This window comes from Pseudocitrobacter vendiensis (assembly GCF_943590815.1).
Classification (GTDB): Bacteria; Pseudomonadota; Gammaproteobacteria; order Enterobacterales; family Enterobacteriaceae; genus Pseudocitrobacter; species Pseudocitrobacter vendiensis.
Window position 1 is genome coordinate 85265 of the sequence record NZ_CALSBS010000004.1, and the last position, 17822, is coordinate 103086.

The following is a 17822-nucleotide window of genomic DNA, read 5'->3' on the forward strand; positions in this document are numbered from 1 at the left end:
TTTACTTTCTATTTACTTAATTGACGCCGGATCAAACGGATAATGCGGTGAGTGGAATAAAAATCTTAAAAAAATGAGGATTATTCTGAATAATATAAGCCAGCTAATGATCTGGCGATAAAGTCAATATAGATGCTCTATCGCCAGCAGACTTATCGACGGCTCAGACTGCCCCGACGGTAAAGATTACGACGAATGCGGCTCAGGCCTGGCTTTGGTTTGCGCGGTTCATCGAGACTCGCCAGCACAATTTCCAGCACGCGTTCAGCGACATCGCGGTGACGCTGCGCCACTGCCAGCACCGGGCATTGCAGGAAATCGAGCAGTTCATTATCGCCGAAGGTGGCAATCGCCAGTTCAGAAGGCAGTTTCCCTTCGCGGCGCAGAGTTACATCCATCACGCCCTGCAACAAGGCAAATGACGTCGTGAACAGCGCATCCGGCATCGGGTGGGTTTCCAGCCATTTCTCGAACAGTACCGCCGCGGCTTCACGTTCATAACTATTGGCGTAGAGATAATGAACTTCGCGAGGGTCATCTTTCCACGCGGTACGGAAGCCCTGCTCACGCAGGAAGCTCACGGAGAGTTCCGGTAAGGCGCCTAAATAGAGAACCGTTTCTGCCGGGAACTTACGCAACTCTTCCGCCAGCATTTCGGCATCGTCCTGATCGGCCCCGACGACGCTGGTGAAATGTTCGCGATCCAGCGCGCGGTCCAGCGCGACGATGGGGAATGAATCATTTGCCCAACGCTGATAGAAAGGATGTTCCGGTGGCAGAGAAGTAGAAACGATGATGGCATCGACCTGGCGTTGCAGCAGATGCTCAATACAGCGCATCTCGTTGTCGGGCTGATCTTCTGAACAGGCGATCAACAGTTGATAGCCACGCTGACGCGCCTGACGCTCAAGATAGTTCGCAATACGGGTATAGCTGGTGTTTTCCAGGTCAGGGATCACCAACCCAATAGAACGCGTGCGTCCCGCACGTAAGCCGGCAGCGACGGCGTTAGGATGGTAGTTATGCTCACGCACCACGGCCATCACTTTTTCGACTGTTTTATCGCTGACGCGATACTGCTTGGCCTTACCGTTAATCACATAGCTGGCGGTGGTTCGCGACACACCGGCGAGCCGGGCGATTTCATCCAGTTTCACAATTGCCCCTTGCTTCAATAGTACAATCCATAACCATTGTTAAATTATGGAATAAAATTTATAACATCTAACCGCAGATTCCTGGCAGCGGCAATAGCTTTTGTTCGCAGTTATTGCCCGATTCGCAAAAAAAAGCCCAACGCGACGTTGGGCTACGTAAAATGCATCAGTTCTGCGCTACCGCATGATCTTATCGCCGCGCGACAGCCCCACAATGCCCGAGCGCGCCACTTCCACGATTCGGGCAACATCCCGTAACGACGCGAGGAAGGCATCCAGCTTGTCGCTGGTGCCCGCGAGTTGAACGGTGTAAATAGAGGGCGTCACATCGATAATTTGCCCACGGAAGATTTCCGTGTTGCGTTTCACTTCGTCGCGCCCGTAACCGCTGGCCTGCACTTTAACCAGCATGATTTCACGCTCAACGTACGCGCCCTGGCCGATTTCATTCACCCGCAACACATCCACCAGCTTATGTAATTGCTTTTCAATCTGCTCGATGGCTTTGTCATCGCCGACCGTTTGAATAGTCATACGCGAGAGAGTGGGATCGTCGGTGGGTGCAACGGTCAGGCTCTCAATGTTGTAGCCACGCTGTGAGAAAAGACCAATCACGCGTGACAACGCGCCCGATTCGTTTTCCAGTAATACAGATAATATCCGGCGCATAATCAGGTTCTCTCCGTTTTACTCAACCACATCTCGTCCATTCCGCCACCGCGAATATGCATCGGATAGACATGCTCACTGCCATCAACCGCCACATCGACAAACACCAGGCGGTTATTGCGCACCTGCTCCAGCGCCTGCGACAGTTTGCTTTCCAGCTCGTCAGGTGAAGTGATGCGTATTCCCACGTGACCATAGGCTTCAGCCAGACGCACGAAATCCGGCAACGACTGCATATAGGATTGCGAGTGGCGGCCGGAATAAATCATGTCCTGCCACTGCTTCACCATACCGAGATATCCGTTATTCAGGTTCAGCACCAGCACCGGCAGGTTGTACTGCAAGGCGGTGGAGAGTTCCTGAATGTTCATCTGGATACTGCCATCGCCGGTCACGCAGACGACGGTTTCCTCCGGCAGCGCCATTTTCACGCCCAGCGCAGCAGGCAGACCAAAGCCCATCGTGCCAAGACCACCGGAGTTGATCCAACGGCGTGGTTTGGCAAACGGATAATAGAGCGCAGCAAACATCTGATGCTGTCCCACGTCAGAGGTGACGTAAGCCTCGCCTTCCGTCAGACGCCAGATCGTTTCAATGACTGCCTGTGGCTTGATTTGATCGCTGTTTTTGTCGTAGCTCAGGCAATGACGCGCGCGCCATTGCGCGATCTGCTGCCACCAGTCGCGGATCTCATCGAGCGGCTGCGATGTCTCTTCTTGCTCCAGCAGTTCCAGCATCTGCTCCAGCACCAGCCGCGCATCGCCGACGATCGGAATATCCGCCGCAACGGTTTTCGAGATCGACGTCGGATCGATATCAATATGCAGCACGGTGGCATCCGGACAGTACTTCGCAAGATTATTGGTCGTACGATCGTCAAAACGAACGCCAACGGCGAAGATCACATCGGAATGGTGCATCGTCATGTTGGCTTCGTACGTGCCGTGCATGCCCAGCATTCCCAGCGCCAGCTGATGCGTGGCCGGGAATGCGCCAAGCCCCATCAGCGATGACGCCACCGGTAGATTGAGTTTTTCAATCAGCGTGCGTAATTGTTCATGGCACTCTGCGTTGACCGCCCCGCCACCGACGTAAACTACCGGTTTTTTGGCTGCCACCAGCGTTTGCAGCGCGCGCTTAATTTGCCCTTTGTGGCCGGTGGTGGTCGGGTTATAGGAACGCATGCTGACCGATTCGGGATAGTGATACGGCAGCTTATTCGCCGGGTTGAGAATATCCTTCGGCAGATCCACGACCACCGGGCCAGGGCGACCGCTGGCCGCCAGCCAGAACGCTTTTTTCAGTACACCCGGAATATCTTCCGTTTGCTTCACCAGGAAGCTGTGCTTCACGACCGGGCGGGAGATCCCCACCATGTCGCACTCCTGGAAGGCGTCATAGCCAATCAGGGAGGTCGCCACCTGACCGGAAAGCACCACCAACGGGATGGAGTCCATATAAGCGGTTGCAATACCTGTAATCGCGTTCGTCGCGCCCGGCCCGGATGTCACCAGCACCACGCCAACTTCGCCAGTTGCACGTGCAAGGCCATCTGCCATATGTACCGCCGCCTGCTCATGGCGCACCAGCACATGATCGATTCCGCCAACGGTATGCAGCGCATCGTAGATATCGAGGACCGCGCCCCCGGGATAGCCAAAGACCTGCTTCACGCCCTGATCGATTAACGACCGGACGACCATCTCGGCGCCAGACAACATCTCCATGGTTTGCCTCCAGGCTGATATTTTGATGATGGCAGAATTCATTTCCGCGCAATCATGCCGCACGGTCAGCCAACTGACCGCGCATGCTTATGTCATTACCCTAAAGAAACAACATAACCGCTCAGCATCAGGCAGGCAATCGGCGTAACTACGGAGTCTTAAAGGGGAAAAAGTAGAAAAGAAAGTAAACAACAATAAAGGTGGTGGAATAATTCAACGATAAGAAAAGCGTTTGTCAGATACTCGGAGGAATACGCGTTTCGTAGCAAAACCTCCATTTTTTATCACTCGACGACAAATCGTCACGGCCGACAACAGAATAAAATTCTTGTTTTTACCTTTCATGCAAAATAAACCGGATGCTTTCGCATCCGGCTAAATTTTATATTACTGATGACGGCAAACGCTCACCAGCAGCTCTTCCATCCACTGATGACCGCGGTCTCTGCCAGCGGCTTCATGCCAGGAAAGATAACAAGTCCGGCTATTTACTTTCATTGGCAGCGGCAGAACTTGCAGCGCCAGCTTCTCGGAAAACTCTTCCGCCAGCCAGCGTGGCGCAATAGCGACAAGATTTGTTTGCGATACTACATTCAATACGCTGATTAGCGCCATGCCCTGATAGGCAATGCGACTTTGTTTATCCGGCGTGTCATACCACGGCTGGCTAAATGACGCGTAACGATCCAGCGCCACAACGGCATGTTCTTCCTGATACACCGTATTTTCGGTTAACGGCCCATTGATGCGCGGATGTTTTTTGCTGGCAACCAACACCATCTCATCATTAAATAACGGTACGCAGGCAAATTCCGGGCGACGGAACTCTTCATATCCCAGAACGAATTCAATTTCCTGGTAGCGCAACTGATGTTCGGTATTCTGATTTAAGGATGACTTAAACACTAAATGGATATTGGGTGCTATTTCTGCAACACGATTAAAGATAATCGACGTTAAATAGTTATCCAGTGGGCTACAAACGCAAAGATTAAATACGCGTTCACTGCTAACGGGTTCAAAACCCGATCCTGGCAGTTCATTTTGTACCAGTTGTAAAGCCTGGCGAACAGAACCGAAAAGCTGGAATGCACGCGCGGTGGGTTGAATACCACGACCATAACGCACAAATAGCTCATCATTAAACATGACCTTCAAACGCGCCACCGCGTTACTCACCGCAGGCTGCGACATACCCAACATATGGGCGGCACGAGTAATGTTTTGTTCCTGCATCACGGCGTCAAACACGGTCAGCAAATTAAGGTCAACCATTCTAAGCTGAGGTTTACCAGTTTCATGAAGGTTACCGCTACGTTGTTCCGCTTTCATTACTACACTTTCTGACTCCACTGTCATGCTAAACTCCCTTTGCAAAATCGCAGAAATATATTATGACAATATGATTTACCATGCATATAAGATCCAAAAAAGAGAAATTGATAAAATTAGGAATTCATAAAGGCACTGAAGAGCCGGGTCCACAGATACCAGAAGGGGAATTCATATCACAAAAACTAATTGTATATAGTTTACTCATAGATTTGATAAATAAACAACAGCACTAATAATTAATAATACTTTAAGTTTTATTAAACTGTTATATTCCCCATTGATATTTATTAACGTTTTCTTAGCAATCTCCCTTCCCATACATTCACAATAGAAATGTTTAACAAAAATAAACACTATTGAATCAGCGTGATAAGCCAACGACTCTGGCTCTCTAACATCGTAAGTAACTGCCAATAAATATTTTAATTTGCGACAAAATATAAAAATGATTACCAGCCCAAAAAATGATCCTCTGCATTTTGTGACATCCGTCAGCACAATTAGCTAATTTAAACCCTCTCCAGGGAGGCCATTAACCTAAGCTTTTAACCAACAAGTGTTGACATCAATCATCATATCCAGTACCACTAAAAGCATATCGAATTCATCTGGAGCATGACGACAATGATCCTCACCTCTCGTTTCAACGGTCTACTACTACTAAACGCCTCTTCTGTGCGCGGTAGACTGCTGGACGACGTTAAGCGTTAAGTCATCATCCAGTAAGAATCAGAACCCGCGCCGTTGCGCGGGTTTTTTTTCGCTCGTAGCAAGGCGCCCCAAGTGAACTAAGGACCTCAAACATGAGCCAACAAGTCATTATCTTCGATACCACCTTACGTGACGGCGAACAGGCGTTACAGGCAAGCCTGAGTGTGAAAGAAAAACTGCAGATTGCCTTCGCCCTTGAGCGTATGGGCGTCGATGTGATGGAAGTCGGTTTTCCGGTCTCTTCACCAGGCGACTTCGAATCCGTACAGACTATCGCGCGTAACATCAAAAACAGCCGCGTCTGCGCACTGGCACGTTGCGTCGAGCACGACATTGATGTGGCAGCCGAGTCCCTGAAAGTGGCGGAAGCATTCCGTATTCATACCTTTATCGCCACTTCACCGATGCACATTGCCACCAAGCTGCGCAGCACGCTGGACGACGTGATTGAGCGCGCGGTGTATATGGTCAAACGCGCCCGTAACTACACTGACGACGTTGAGTTTTCCTGCGAAGATGCCGGCCGCACCCCAATTGATCAGTTAGCGCGCGTGGTAGAAGCGGCCATTAACGCGGGCGCCACCACCATCAATATCCCGGACACCGTGGGCTACACCATGCCGTTCGAATTCGGCAATATCATTACCGGCCTGTATGAGCGCGTACCGAATATCGATAAAGCGATTATCTCCGTTCACACCCATGACGATTTAGGCCTGGCCGTTGGCAACTCCATTGCCGCAGTCCATGCCGGTGCCCGTCAGGTTGAAGGCGCGATGAACGGTATCGGCGAGCGCGCCGGTAACTGCTCGCTGGAAGAAGTCATCATGGCGATTAAGGTGCGCAAAGACATCATGAATCTGCACACCAACATCAACCACAACGAAATCTGGCGTACCAGCCAGACCGTCAGCCAGATCTGCAACATGCCGATTCCGGCGAACAAAGCGATCATTGGCAGCGGCGCCTTCGCGCACTCCTCCGGTATTCACCAGGACGGCGTGCTGAAAAACCGCGAAAACTACGAAATCATGACCCCGGAATCCATTGGCCTGAATCAGGTACAGCTGAACCTGACCTCTCGCTCTGGCCGTGCGGCGGTGAAACACCGCATGGACGAGATGGGCTATAAAGAGTCCGATTACAGCATGGATCAGCTGTACGACGCCTTCCTGAAGCTGGCAGACAAAAAAGGCCAGGTCTTCGATTACGACCTGGAAGCGCTGGCGTTCATCAACAAACAGCAGGAAGAGCCAGAGCATTTCCGTCTGGACTATTTCAGCGTGCAGTCAGGCTCCAGCGATATCGCGACCGCCTCGGTCAAACTGGCCTGCGGCGATGAAGTGAAAGCTGAAGCCGCCAACGGTAACGGCCCGGTCGATGCCATTTACCACGCGATTAACCGTATCACGCAATACGACATCGAACTGGTGAAATACGGCCTGAGCGCCAAAGGCCACGGTAAAGATGCGCTGGGCCAGGTGGATATCGTCGTTACCCATAACGGTCGTCGCTTCCACGGCGTTGGCCTGGCGACGGATATCGTTGAATCCTCAGCGAAAGCGATGGTTCACGTCCTGAATAACATCTGGCGCGCCGCCGAAGTTGAAAAAGAGTTGCAACGCAAAGCTCAGAATAACGAGAACAAAAAGGAAACCGTGTAATGTCGAAGAATTACCATATTGCTGTGTTACCAGGTGACGGTATTGGCCCGGAAGTGATGACACAGGCTTTGAAAGTACTGGAAGCGATTCGTCAACGTTTCGATATGCGTATCACCACCAGCCACTACGATGTGGGCGGAATCGCGATTGATAATCACGGTACCCCGCTGCCGAAAGCGACCGTAGAAGGCTGTGAGCAAGCAGACGCCGTGCTGTTTGGCTCCGTGGGCGGCCCGAAATGGGAACATCTGCCGCCGAACGATCAACCTGAGCGCGGCGCGCTGCTGCCGCTGCGTAAGCACTTCAAACTGTTCAGCAACCTGCGTCCGGCCAAACTGTACCAGGGGCTCGAAGAGTTCTGCCCACTGCGCGCCGATATCGCCGCCAACGGTTTCGACATTCTGTGCGTGCGTGAATTGACCGGCGGTATCTACTTCGGCCAGCCGAAAGGCCGCGAAGGCAGCGGTCAGTACGAAAAAGCGTTTGATACCGAGGTGTATCACCGTTTCGAAATCGAGCGTATTGCCCGTATCGCGTTTGAATCGGCGCGTAAACGCCGTCACAAAGTGACCTCGATTGATAAGTCCAACGTGTTGCAGTCCTCCATTCTGTGGCGTGAAATCGTTACCGAAATTGGCCGGGAATATGCGGACGTTGAACTGAACCATATGTATATCGACAACGCCACCATGCAGATGATCAAAGATCCGTCGCAGTTTGACGTGGTGCTGTGCTCCAACCTGTTCGGCGACATTCTCTCTGACGAATGCGCGATGATCACCGGCTCAATGGGCATGCTGCCTTCCGCCAGCCTGAATGAGCAAGGTTTTGGCCTGTATGAACCGGCGGGCGGCTCTGCGCCGGATATCGCCGGGAAAAACATCGCCAACCCGATCGCTCAGATTCTGTCGCTGGCGCTGCTGCTGCGCTATAGCCTGGACGCGAACGACGCGGCCGATGCCATTGAAAACGCGATCAACCGCGCGCTGGAAGAAGGTATCCGTACCGGCGATTTAGCACGCGGCGGCGCGGCGGTCAGTACTGATGAAATGGGTGATATCGTGGCCCGCTATATCGCTGAAGGGGTGTAATCATGGCAAAGACGTTGTATGAAAAATTGTTCGATGCCCACGTGGTTTATGAAGCGCCCAGCGAAACGCCGCTGTTGTACATCGACCGCCATCTGGTGCACGAAGTCACGTCTCCTCAGGCGTTTGATGGCCTGCGTGCGCACAATCGCCCGGTACGTCAGCCAGGTAAAACCTTCGCCACCATGGACCATAACGTTTCAACGCAAACCAAAGATATCAACGCGTCCGGCGAGATGGCCCGCATTCAAATGCAGGAATTGATTAAAAACTGCAACGCGTTCGGTGTTGAGTTGTACGACCTGAACCACCCCTATCAGGGCATCGTGCACGTGATGGGGCCGGAACAGGGTATCACCCTGCCGGGCATGACCATCGTCTGCGGCGACTCGCACACCGCCACCCACGGCGCATTCGGCGCGCTGGCGTTCGGCATCGGCACCTCCGAAGTGGAGCACGTGCTGGCGACGCAAACCCTGAAACAGGGCCGCGCCAAAACCATGAAGATTGAAGTTAAAGGCACCGCCGCACCAGGCATCACCGCGAAAGACATCGTACTGGCGATTATCGGTAAAACCGGCAGCGCAGGCGGCACCGGATATGTGGTTGAATTCTGTGGTGACGCAATCCGCGCGCTGAGCATGGAAGGCCGCATGACCCTGTGCAACATGGCGATTGAAATGGGCGCGAAAGCCGGTCTGGTTGCCCCTGACGACACCACATTCAATTACGTGAAAGGTCGTCTGCACGCGCCGAAAGACAAAGATTTCGACGATGCGGTCGCCTACTGGAAGACCCTGCATACGGATGAAGGCGCGAAATTTGACGCAACCGTCACCTTACAGGCCGAAGAGATTGCTCCGCAGGTGACCTGGGGCACCAACCCGGGCCAGGTTATCTCCGTTAATGACAACATCCCTGATCCTGCTTCGTTTACCGATCCAGTTGAACGCGCATCCGCGGAAAAAGCGCTGGCCTATATGGGCCTGAAATCGGGCGTACCGCTGACGGAAGTGGCGATCGATAAAGTGTTTATTGGGTCCTGTACTAACTCGCGCATCGAAGATTTGCGCGCGGCGGCTGAAATCGCCAAAGGGCGTAAAGTCGCACCTGGCGTGCAGGCGCTGGTTGTGCCGGGTTCCGGCCCGGTAAAAGCGCAGGCAGAAGCGGAAGGTCTGGATAAGATCTTTATCGAAGCAGGCTTTGAGTGGCGCTTACCGGGCTGCTCCATGTGCCTGGCGATGAACAACGACCGCCTGAACCCAGGCGAACGCTGCGCATCCACCAGCAACCGTAACTTTGAAGGCCGTCAGGGCCGTGGCGGACGGACGCATCTGGTCAGCCCGGCAATGGCCGCCGCCGCCGCCGTTAGCGGTCATTTCGCCGATATTCGCAGTCTGAAATAAGGAAACCATCATGGCAGAGAAATTTACCCAACATACCGGGCTGGTGGTTCCGCTGGACGCGGCGAACGTCGATACCGACGCCATCATTCCAAAGCAGTTTTTACAGAAGGTAACGCGCACGGGTTTTGGCGCGCACCTGTTCAACGACTGGCGCTTCCTGGACGATAAAGGCGAGCAACCGAACCCGGAATTCGTGCTGAACTTCCCGGTTTACAAAGGCGCGTCGATTCTGCTGGCGCGAGAAAACTTTGGCTGCGGCTCTTCGCGTGAACACGCGCCGTGGGCATTGACCGATTACGGCTTTAAAGTGGTCATTGCCCCAAGCTTCGCCGATATTTTCTACGGCAACAGCTTCAATAATCAGTTGCTGCCGGTGACGCTCAGCGATGCCCAGGTTGATGAACTGTTTGCGCTGGTGCAGGCGAATCCGGGTATCAGCTTTGAGGTGGATCTGGAAGCGCAGGTGGTGAAGGCAGGGGATAAGTCTTACAGCTTTAAGATTGATGATTTCCGCCGCCACTGCATGCTGAACGGCCTGGACAGCATCGGCCTGACGCTGCAACACGAAGATGCCATTTCGGCGTATGAGAATAAGCAGCCAGCGTTTATGCGCTAGTATTATGCTATTTATTATTAGCCCGAAAACTTCTTCCGGGCTAATTTATTTTCGCAACAAATACACCATAAATATTTTTATTGCCGAACCGAATACTGAACCATTGGTATGAACATCAGTTTTCGAGATTAATCCAGAGAAGCATTCTCAGTAATTAACGCAGTTAATACACTGGTATTTGACAGAGAATGATCTTTTTACAGATTAATACACACTACGTATTATTTAATTCCCAGGGCCTTTTTCATTTGTGCCAATGCCTGCATGCCCTGCTGGCAACCTTTGTCCTGATCGGCGTCTGGCAACCCTTCCAGTTGCTTACGCGCAGCATCAAGTTGAGGCTTAACCGCGTCCATTTGTTGCTTGGCCTGATCGCTGGTTTTTGCTGCCTGTTCAACAAGCGCATCGACATCTTTAAAATAATTCTGACAAGTATCTGTCAGAGCAGCAAATGAAAATTGAGATGTCATCAGTAAAACAGACAATAAAAAAAGCTTTTTCACGTAATCCTTCCTCGATTATTAATCCATGTGCAGTAATGAATGATGCGAGGAAGATAGTAATATACAAGAAGTTATAAATCTGCACCCGGCAAAATTATTCGGAATTCATTTAGTTTTCATCGTAACAAATCAATTAATAGCAAATGAACCAGCATTCACATGAATACATTCAATCAATACCAACACGCCTCTGGTGAGAGACTCAATCATCCCAGTCATGTAGATCGGTACATGGCTGGGATGAGTCGTCAGGCGGCACTGCGACGGATGAAGAGAGACACGCATGCCATACGCATAGTCACTATCAACTAGACATCCTTCACCCGGCTGGTCATAAACAGCGTCACCAGCGAAATACCGGCAATCACCCAGTACACCATCGCGTGTCCATAGCTTTGCGCAATGGCCCCCTGAATCACCCCGGCAAGGATCACGCCCGTTGAAATACTGTTGGTAAACAACGTCGTCGCTGACCCCGCACGGCCCGGCATCAGGTCCTGGAACCACAGCATGCCAATCCCGGCGACAATCCCGATAAACACCGCGTTAAACAGTTGCAAAATCAGCAGCGCCGTTTCGCTGTGGAACAGAATCAACCCGATATAAAACAGCACGCCAAAGGCCACCGATGTCACCATCATACGACGCTTGCCAAAGCGTTTAACGTAATACCCCGCGAGGATCATCGCCGGAATTTCCAGCCCGGCGGCGGTCCCCATCAGGATCCCCGCCAGTTTATCCGGCAGGCCGAGATCGCTGCTGATCCACAACGGCATGTCGATGATATACATGGTGTTGCAGGTCCACATCAGCGTTGAGGCGATAAACAGCATCCGCACGTTAGGGTCATTCCAGCCGCTGACCTGGGTAATTTCAACGTCCGCCGCCTGCTCAATTCGCGCCACTGAAGGCAACATTAGCGCAATCATCGCCAGGCTAATGGCAAAAATCCCGGCGGCGATGGCGAACATCATCGTAAAGCCGTAATTCAGCGCCAGCATAAACGCCAGCGGTGGTCCAATGACCCATGCCAGCGAGAGCTGGGCACGCATCACCGAGCTGAACATCACCACTTCTCGCGCCGAACTGTCGGCATATTCGCGGGCCAATGCAAACAGTTGCGGCATCGCGGCGTTGGCAATAGACGCGAGCAAAACGCCGCAGGTGATCAGTGTTAAATAATGGCGATTAAACGCAAACAACAGCGCGTTACCCACCGCCATCAGGCAGCAGAACATAATGAGCTTGCGACGATCGCCCTGGCTGTCAGAGCGTTTCGCCAGCCACAGGCTGACCAGTATCCCGGCGATGGCGTTCACCGTGTAAAACAGCCCCACCCAAAACGGCTGAGCGCCGACTTCCCGGCTGAGAAACAGGCTCAGCGTAGGCGCCTGCAGCGCCCCCGCTACGCCCATCATAAATGCCACCAGCATAAAGGCCGCGTAGACACCGTTGAGACGTCGTCCCATCGTCATAATCCAGAGCATGAGAAATCCTTTAGCGCGCGAGAAATAAAAAAAGCCAGCAGATAATACCTGCTGGCAAATACTCAGTCACACATGATTTGGCGATTTAGTGTTCAGAGGTCGAGCGCGTAACCTCCCACTGCATCAGGTTATCAAGCATTTTGTACCGCATCCCTGCCATCTGGCGGGCCAGCCAGGAAACATGACGTGTTGCGTAAAAATAGCGCTGATAAAACTGACCTGTGGTTGACCTCATCATATTCACCTCCTCACTTCATCGAAGAAGATTATTGGCTTAATATAGGGATTAATAAATTGCTGAGTTTTTATCAGGAGTTCCCCTTTTATGCCTTCTGGTCGACTGCAACAACAATTCATCCGTCTGTGGCAATGCTGCGACGGCAAAGCGCAGGAAACGACGCTGAACGAACTGGCGGAGCTGCTGAGCTGCTCGCGTCGCCATATGCGAACCCTGTTAAACACCATGGAAGCGCGCGGCTGGCTGACCTGGGAAGCCGAGGCCGGGCGGGGTAAACGTTCGCGTTTAACCTTCCTTTATACCGGTCTGGCATTGCAGCAGCAGCGTGCGGAAGACCTGCTGGAGCAAGACAGAATCGACCAACTGGTACAACTGGTGGGCGACAAATCGACAGTGCGACAGATGCTGGTTTCTCATCTGGGGCGCAGCTTTCGCCAGGGGCGGCACATTCTGCGTGTGCTCTACTATCGCCCGATGCAAAATCTGTTGCCCGGTACGGCGTTACGTCGATCTGAAACCCATATCGCGCGACAAATTTTCAGTGCCCTGACGCGCATAAATGAGGAAAACGGGGAACTGGAAGCCGATATTGCGCATCACTGGAAGGAAATATCCCCTTTGCACTGGCGCTTTTATTTGCGTCCAGGTATTCATTTTCATAATGGTCGCGAACTGGAGATGGAAGACGTCATCCATTCTCTGGAACGCATTAACAGGCTGCCCCTTTATTCTCACATCACTCAAATCGTGTCGCCGACCGCATGGACGCTGGATATTCATCTTTCCCACGCGGACCGCTGGCTACCGTGGCTGCTCGGTCATACTCCGGCAATGATCCTGCCGCACGAGTGGTCATCCATGCCACATTTCTCCCGCCAGCCGGTAGGAACTGGCCCTTATGCGGTTGTGCGCAACAACCAGAATCAGCTCAAGATCCACGCTTTTGAGGAGTACTTCGGTTTTCGCGCACTTATTGATGAGGTAAATGTCTGGGTGCTGCCGGATGTCGCGGAAGATGTTAGCTGTGGGCTGACGTTACAAGGCACGACGCAGAGTGAACAGGCCGTTGAGAGCCGTCTTGAAGAGGGCTGTTATTATCTGCTATTTGACGCTCGCGCCCCGCGCGGCGCCAACCTCAGGGTTCGTCAGTGGTTAAGCCACGTGCTCTCTCCAGCCAACCTTCTCTACCACGCCAGCGAGCAGTATCAGCAATACTGGTTCCCCGCTTACGGATTGCTGCCACGCTGGCACCATGCGCACAGTAAAACCAGCGAAAAACCGGCTGGCCTGGAGCGGGTCACCCTCGGCTTTTACCGCGATCACGTTGAGCATCGGGTCATAGCCGAAATAATGCGAAAACTGCTGGCAGAACACCATGTTACGCTTGATATAAACGAAGTCGATTACGATCAATGGCACAGCGGAGAGGTGGTTAGCGATGTGTGGCTGAACAGCGCTAACTTTACCCTGCCGCTCGATTTCTCGCTGTTTGCGCATCTTTGCGAAGTGCCGCTGCTCCAACACTGCATCGTGCGCGACTGGCAGGCAGATATCCGGCAGTGGCATGCGGGGGAACTGGATCTCCCCACCTGGTGTAAACAGTTGCTGGAACATCAGGCCATTGTGCCACTCATCCACCACTGGTTGCGCATTCAGGGGCAACGGAGTATGCGCGGCGTGCGTATGAACACCCTGGGCTGGTTCGACTTTAAATCCGCATGGTTCGCCCCTCCGGATCCATAGCGCTTTTGATTTATTCACGTAATCATTACAATAGCGAGCTACTCAACGGGGTGCAGAAGTCTGCTGAGATTAAACCCGTCGAACCTGATCCGGATAACGCCGGCGGAGGGATTTGAGGCCAACTCAAAATCCTTTGCCACCTGCTTACTGAGGTGCAAAGTGTTAAAAAAATGTCTGCCGCTGCTGGCGCTTCTCGCCATGCCAGCTTTCGCCAAACCGGTGCTCACGGTTTACACCTACGACTCTTTCGCCGCCGACTGGGGCCCTGGCCCGGTGGTGAAAAAAGCCTTTGAAGCCGACTGTGACTGCGAGCTGAAATTTGTGGCGCTGGAAGATGGCGTTTCACTGCTCAATCGCCTGCGTATGGAAGGGAAAAAAAGCAAAGCCGACGTGGTGCTGGGCCTTGATAACAATTTGTTGCAAGCCGCCAGCCAGACAAAACTGTTCGCCAAAAGCGGCGTTCCGGCTAGCGCCGTCACCGTTCCTGGCGGCTGGAAAGATGACACCTTTGTTCCCTTCGACTACGGCTATTTCGCTTTTGTTTATGACAAAAACAAACTGAAAAATCCGCCGAAAAGCCTGAAAGAACTGGTCGAGAGCGACCAGAAATGGCGCGTGATCTATCAGGACCCGCGCACCAGCACACCGGGCCTGGGCCTGCTGCTGTGGATGCAAAAAGTGTATGGCGATAAAGCTCCTGAAGCCTGGCAGAAACTGGCGGCGAAAACCGTCACCGTGACCAAGGGCTGGAGCGAAGCGTATGGTTTATTCCTGAAAGGGGAAAGCGACCTGGTGCTGAGCTACACCACCTCTCCGGCGTATCACATTATCGAAGAGAAAAAAGATAACTACGCCGCCGCCTCCTTTGCCGAAGGGCACTACCTACAGGTAGAAGTGGCCGCGCGTACCGCTGCCAGTAAACAGCCTGAACTGGCTGAAAAATTCCTCAAGTTTATGGTTTCCCCGGCGTTCCAGCAGGCCATTCCGACGGGTAACTGGATGTATCCGGTGGCTGACGTGACGCTGCCCGCAGGCTTTGATGCGCTCGCTAAACCGAAAACCGCACTGGAATTTACCCCGCAGGACGTCGCCGCACAGCGTCAGAACTGGATTGCGACATGGCAACGCGCCGTCAGCCGTTAATTCCCGGCTGGATTTGGCCTGGCACAACGGCGGCGACGCTTATCGTCGCCGTGGCGCTGGCCGCCTTTCTGGCGCTTTGGTTTAGCGCCCCGGAGGCCAGCGGGAAGATGCTGCTGGCGGATAGCTATCTCTGGCACGTCGTGCGCTTCTCCTTCTGGCAGGCGTTTCTCTCCGCTCTACTGTCAGTAGTGCCCGCGATTTTCCTCGCCCGCGCGCTCTATCGCCGTCGTTTCCCTGGCCGCGAAATTTTGCTGCGCCTGTGCGCCATGACGCTGATTTTGCCCGTGCTGGTCGCGGTATTCGGCATCCTCAGCGTCTACGGGCGTCAGGGCTGGCTGGCGCAGATATTCACATCACTGGGGCTGGAGTGGCATTTCTCGCCTTATGGATTACAGGGAATCCTGCTGGCGCACGTCTTCTTCAATATGCCAATGGCGACCCGCCTGCTGCTTCAGGCGCTGGAGCAAATCCCCGGCGAGCAGCGCCAGCTTGCCGCTCAGCTTGGGATGCGTGGGTTTAGCTTCTTTCGTTTCGTGGAATGGCCCTGGCTGCGTCGGCAAATTCTGCCCATCAGCACGCTTATTTTTATGCTTTGTTTTGCCAGCTTTGCCACCGTGTTATCGCTGGGCGGCGGGCCGAAAGCCACGACGATTGAACTGGCGATTTATCAGGCGCTCAATTTTGATTATGACCCGGCGCGGGCGGCGATGCTGGCGCTGATCCAGATGGCGTGCTGCCTGACACTGGTGTTAATTAGCCAACGTCTGAGCAAAGCAATTGCCGTCGGTAATACGCAAATGCAGGGCTGGCGCGACCCGGACGATCGTTTACACAGCCGCCTTAGCGATGGCCTGCTGATTACGCTAGCGCTGCTGTTGATGCTGCCGCCGCTGCTGGCGGTACTGGTCGATGGCATCAACCCGGCGATGCTCAACGCCCTGCTACAACCGCCGCTCTGGCAGGCATTGTTGACCTCACTACGCATCGCCGTCGCCGCTGGCGTACTCAGCGTGGTGTTGACCATGATGCTGCTGTGGAGCAGCCGCGAGCTGCGCGCGCGTAATGCGCAGCTCGCCGGACAAACGCTGGAACTGAGCGGCATGTTGATTCTTGCCATGCCGGGGATTGTGCTGGCGACCGGCTTTTTCCTGCTGCTGAACAACACCGTCGGCCTGCCCGATTCCGCCGATGGCATTGTGATTTTCGCCAATGCGCTGATGGCCATCCCCTACGCATTAAAGGTGCTGGAAACGCCGATGCGCGATATTACCGCGCGTTATACACCGTTGTGTGAGTCGCTGGGGCTGGCCGGTTTTAATCGTCTGAAGGTGGTGGAACTGCGCGCGCTAAAACGCCCTCTGGCTCAGGCGCTGGCTTTCGCCTGCGTCCTGTCGATTGGCGATTTCGGTGTGGTGGCGCTGTTTGGCAATGATGATTTCCGCACACTGCCGTTTTATCTTTACCAGCAAATAGGCTCTTATCGCAGCCAGGATGGCGCGGTGACCGCCCTGCTTCTGCTGCTGCTCTGTTTCCTGCTTTTTACCGTGATTGAAAAACTCCCGGGACGCCATGCTAAAACTTAATGATGTTACCTGGCTTTATCAGCATTTACCGATGCGTTTTAGTCTCTCCGTGGCGCAGGGCGAAACCCTCGCCATTCTTGGGCCGAGCGGGGCGGGGAAAAGTACGCTGCTGAATCTGGTTGCCGGATTTCTGACGCCAGCCAGTGGTGAAATTGTGATCAACGGCGAGGCATATACCCGCACGCCACCCGCGCGTCGCCCGGTATCAATGTTGTTTCAGGAAAACAACCTGTTCAGCCACCTGAACGTGCAACAAAATATCGGGCTGGGGATGTTGCCTTCGCTGAAACTGAACGACACGCAAAAACAGACGTTGCAGGCTATCGCCCAACAGATGGGCCTTGAGTCCTTGCTGACGCGCCTGCCCGGTGAGCTTTCCGGCGGTCAGCGTCAACGCGTGGCGCTGGCGCGTTGTTTGGTCCGTCAGCAGCCGATTTTGCTGCTGGATGAACCTTTTTCCGCCCTCGACCCGGCGCTACGTCAGGAGATGTTGCAACTGGTGAAAGCGGTATGTGAACGTGAGCAGATGACGTTGTTGATGGTGTCGCATAGCGTGGAAGATGCGGCGCGGATTGCGCCACGCGCGATAGTGGTTGCCGACGGACGCATTGCGTGGGATGGCGAAACGACGGCGCTGCTGAGCGGGCACGCCAGCGCGTCGCATTTACTCGGCATCGCTGCGCCGGATGGCGCTTCGCTTATCCGGCCTACTGGTTCGCATCTATTTTTGTAGGCCGGATAAGGCGTTTACG

The 17822-nt window shown here is 53.5% G+C and carries 16 protein-coding genes and 1 riboswitch; of the genes, 9 read left to right on the top strand and 7 right to left on the bottom strand.

The genetic code is table 11. The features are described 5' to 3' along the window. Positions 1-152: 152 nt before the first annotated feature. The 4 genes from cra to leuO form a co-directional block, all read right to left on the bottom strand. A complete protein-coding gene (gene cra / locus NMC31_RS06520) occupies positions 153-1157 on the bottom strand; it encodes a catabolite repressor/activator (RefSeq protein WP_015965931.1) in 1005 nt (334 codons plus the stop codon). Positions 1158-1334: 177 nt separating this feature from the next. After that, positions 1335-1826 (bottom strand): acetolactate synthase small subunit, encoded by a 492-nt coding sequence (gene ilvN, locus NMC31_RS06525; protein ID WP_149463097.1) that lies wholly within the window; start codon positions 1824-1826, stop codon positions 1335-1337. A 2-nt stretch (positions 1827-1828) separates the two neighbouring features. Next, a complete protein-coding gene (gene ilvI / locus NMC31_RS06530) occupies positions 1829-3553 on the bottom strand; it encodes an acetolactate synthase 3 large subunit (RefSeq protein WP_253897353.1) in 1725 nt (574 codons plus the stop codon). Positions 3554-3940: 387 nt separating this feature from the next. Continuing rightward, a complete protein-coding gene (gene leuO / locus NMC31_RS06535; protein WP_253897354.1) occupies positions 3941-4912 on the bottom strand; it encodes a transcriptional regulator LeuO in 972 nt (323 codons plus the stop codon). Positions 4913-5512: 600 nt separating this feature from the next. Here leuO and leuL point away from each other — a divergent pair. From leuL to leuD, 5 genes are all read left to right on the top strand, one after another. Beyond that, the gene (gene leuL, locus NMC31_RS26150; RefSeq protein WP_366938216.1) at positions 5513-5599 is read left to right on the top strand and encodes a leu operon leader peptide; all 87 of its coding nucleotides are present in this window, start codon (positions 5513-5515) and stop codon (positions 5597-5599) included. Positions 5600-5691: 92 nt separating this feature from the next. Further along, positions 5692-7263: a 2-isopropylmalate synthase gene (leuA, locus tag NMC31_RS06540; protein ID WP_149463094.1), complete on the top strand. Its 1572-nt coding sequence runs from the start codon at positions 5692-5694 to the stop codon at positions 7261-7263. Continuing rightward, a complete protein-coding gene (gene leuB / locus NMC31_RS06545) occupies positions 7263-8354 on the top strand; it encodes a 3-isopropylmalate dehydrogenase (RefSeq protein WP_015965936.1) in 1092 nt (363 codons plus the stop codon). Before leuA ends, leuB begins: the two co-directional genes overlap by 1 nt. 2 nt (positions 8355-8356) lie before the next feature. Next, entirely contained in the window at positions 8357-9757 is a 1401-nt protein-coding gene (gene leuC, locus NMC31_RS06550) for a 3-isopropylmalate dehydratase large subunit (protein ID WP_149463093.1), read from the top strand. Positions 9758-9767: 10 nt separating this feature from the next. Continuing rightward, a complete protein-coding gene (leuD, locus tag NMC31_RS06555; RefSeq protein WP_253897355.1) occupies positions 9768-10373 on the top strand; it encodes a 3-isopropylmalate dehydratase small subunit in 606 nt (201 codons plus the stop codon). Positions 10374-10594: 221 nt separating this feature from the next. Here the strand turns inward: leuD and NMC31_RS06560 are convergent, their stop codons facing one another. From NMC31_RS06560 to sgrT, 3 genes are all read right to left on the bottom strand, one after another. Continuing rightward, the gene (locus NMC31_RS06560) at positions 10595-10876 is read right to left on the bottom strand and encodes a DUF5339 domain-containing protein (RefSeq protein WP_253897356.1); all 282 of its coding nucleotides are present in this window, start codon (positions 10874-10876) and stop codon (positions 10595-10597) included. A gap of 308 nt (positions 10877-11184) precedes the next feature. Continuing rightward, on the bottom strand, positions 11185-12363 hold the full coding sequence (locus NMC31_RS06565) for a sugar efflux transporter (protein ID WP_149463090.1): 1179 nt from the start codon (positions 12361-12363) through the stop codon (positions 11185-11187). An 85-nt stretch (positions 12364-12448) separates the two neighbouring features. Next, positions 12449-12601, bottom strand: a complete 153-nt coding sequence (sgrT, locus tag NMC31_RS06570) for a glucose uptake inhibitor SgrT (protein ID WP_149463089.1) — start codon at positions 12599-12601, stop codon at positions 12449-12451. Between the two features lie 87 nt (positions 12602-12688). Between sgrT and sgrR the strand changes: the two genes are divergently transcribed. From sgrR to thiQ, 4 genes are all read left to right on the top strand, one after another. Beyond that, on the top strand, positions 12689-14344 hold the full coding sequence (sgrR, locus tag NMC31_RS06575; protein WP_149463088.1) for an HTH-type transcriptional regulator SgrR: 1656 nt from the start codon (positions 12689-12691) through the stop codon (positions 14342-14344). A gap of 36 nt (positions 14345-14380) precedes the next feature. Next, a riboswitch (TPP riboswitch) is annotated at positions 14381-14473 on the top strand. Between the two features lie 30 nt (positions 14474-14503). Then, positions 14504-15487, top strand: a complete 984-nt coding sequence (thiB, locus tag NMC31_RS06580) for a thiamine ABC transporter substrate binding subunit (protein ID WP_253897357.1) — start codon at positions 14504-14506, stop codon at positions 15485-15487. Then, a complete protein-coding gene (thiP, locus tag NMC31_RS06585; protein ID WP_253897358.1) occupies positions 15463-17070 on the top strand; it encodes a thiamine/thiamine pyrophosphate ABC transporter permease ThiP in 1608 nt (535 codons plus the stop codon). Before thiB ends, thiP begins: the two co-directional genes overlap by 25 nt. Continuing rightward, the gene (gene thiQ / locus NMC31_RS06590; RefSeq protein ID WP_253897359.1) at positions 17057-17803 is read left to right on the top strand and encodes a thiamine ABC transporter ATP-binding protein ThiQ; all 747 of its coding nucleotides are present in this window, start codon (positions 17057-17059) and stop codon (positions 17801-17803) included. The genes thiP and thiQ overlap by 14 nt, the downstream gene beginning before the upstream one ends. The last annotated feature ends 19 nt before the right edge of the window (positions 17804-17822 follow it).